The 2,282-nt window shown below is 33.3% G+C and carries 2 protein-coding genes; both read right to left on the bottom strand.

The genetic code is table 11. From position 1 onward, the window contains the following. Positions 1–118: 118 nt before the first annotated feature. On the bottom strand, positions 119–1,009 hold the full coding sequence (locus AC1DUA_RS34410) for an ATP-binding protein (protein ID WP_477504015.1): 891 nt from the start codon (positions 1,007–1,009) through the stop codon (positions 119–121). Between the two features lie 300 nt (positions 1,010–1,309). Beyond that, positions 1,310–2,282, bottom strand: a 973-nt coding sequence (locus AC1DUA_RS34405) for a PIN domain-containing protein (protein WP_477504014.1), incomplete at its 5' end; no start/stop codon positions are given.

Raw genomic sequence — 2,282 nt, 5'->3', positions numbered from 1 at the left:
CCTTTAAAGGAAAGCATTACTTGATTTTTTTTCGCAAAATGTGTTGTTAGAACCTGATAAATCATATCGCCATCAGCATTGGAGTAGCAATGACTGACATGATCAACTACATTCACCATTACCATTCAAACTCCTCCTCACTGTCAGTAATATTTTCTATCGCATCAGTTCTAAACACAATTTCTAGCAGAGTACCTGGATAAAAGCCAGAATGATTTTGAGTCTGCTTTGTGGTTCCAGAACTAGTGTACGTACAATTAAGTATACCATGATTTGAATGAATGTAAACATTGCCTTGAAGATTATTTACAACATTATAAATCAATGTATCTAGACCTGCTCCTCTATTTTTAGGATTACTTTTTGTTGAGAAACCTTGTTCCGTTGCTAACAATATTGCTTCTGAATCCTGAATGCCAGGTCTAACTTTATTTATATTATAAGGAATACCAACTCCAAAGTCAGAAATGGCTATCCTGACCAACTTAAGATTAGGGTAATGTTGTGCAAACACACATCCAATGTTTTCTTGTGAGTGATCATTAATATTATTGAAAACTTCCTCCATACATACTTTAATATTCACTAGCGACTGCGGTGTGATATTTAATTTTCTAGACAGCCAAAAAATAGTTTTTTCAAGCCATTGATAACTATCCGAGTAAGAAACTAATTCCAGTGGGATTGTTGTCCCTCTTACAGTTGCGAATTTCCTAAGAGATTTACCGAGATATCTTTTAAAGAATGCCGAGTCATCAAGATAGCAGATAGCATCATGGTATGGGATGTTCTGATCACTAGGTCCAGTCCACCTGAGTTTTACATTCCTTTTCATAAGCCATTCTGTTAAATTACTTAAAACAGTAACTCCCACAGGTTCAATAAAACTTAAAGTTTGAAAGTTAAATTCAAACTCATCAGCAACTGGTAAAAAATCGCTGTTTATTGTTTGGTTAATCAGTTTATACATATTAACTCTATCTAAGCGATTCGGCAGACGAACTTCCACGAAATCTCCCCCAAGTGTTACAAGTTATTCTAATTATCACATCCAAATAATGTATCAAAATTCCCCCTAATGAACAACAACCATGTAATGATTTGGAATTTGTTTTAAATGCAATAAACAGCTAAATGTGTATTGCTAGCAATGCATAACTTTCGAAATTAAATTATAGCTATTTAATGGAATGTTTAATTAAATATTTATCAAAGAGCCGGAATACATTCTCTCTCTGACCCTTAATAATTTATCAACATTCGAAGAGTAGTAGTAAATTAATAATGCTTAGTCTTTTGGTTCTCTTCTTCATAAATCAGTCGGCTCAAAATTCATTTCCATATCATCAATTTCCAGCGAATATATCTTTCCTTCTATTCGGTCATATATTGCTGTAATATTCGCTTCAAATTTAACTTCTTCGGAAGGATAATTCAGAGTATCACCTTCACCAATATCTGATTCTATCTCTAAATTCCCCTCGAGAACGATTGTTGCTCGTAAAATAACTTCTTCAGCCATCGGCTCGAATTCCCACTCCGAAACCATTTGAAAATCTAACGACCATAGTTGAACAAACCCATATGGAAGATATAAATCATTAATATCTGTAGGCGAAAGCTCGTTGACTATATCAACTGCCTCATTCCAGAAATTATCATAAAAAGGTTGTACAAATTCCAACACTTTATCTTTATTGAGATCATTATGATCAATCCATTGAATTAAATCTAAATTATCTATATATTCTTTAACTGATTCACTCAACATCATCCCCTCGACTGTTGCGTACACTGTGAATCGTTTTGAGTCTTTTAGAAGATCTGGATGGAGATTTCCACTTTTCTTTCCATCAAAGTAGTCAGATGAGTTTTTAGTAATGAAGAAACAATTTTGCAAATCATTATCTTCAGCTAATTTTGCATAAGAAAGCCAAATAATTGCATCTCTAAATTCCTGTTTACTCTCTGTAAATGGTTTGATTCGATTAATTGACCTGTGAACAAGTTCAGGAAGAATATTATTATCATAAGGTATAACTTTAACTAACCCTTCATTAATTAATGCATTATAATGAGAATCAAATTGACCAACTACTTCTTCTACATCAGGCACCTCAATAGTCATTTTCGGAAGTCGAGGAACTTTTCGATACTCACTAATAGATTTTTTTAGCTGTTCAAACTGATTCTCAATATCTTTTTGATAATGTCGTCTTGCTTCCATCACTACGACTTCAGAGATGTAAATAGTAAAACCAAATTTACGCGCAACTTTGACC

The sequence above is a fragment of the Paenibacillus sp. 01T422 genome, assembly GCF_056398785.1.
The sequence above is the reverse complement of the archived record's forward strand: the minus strand, read 5'-3'. Positions and strand labels throughout refer to the sequence as shown.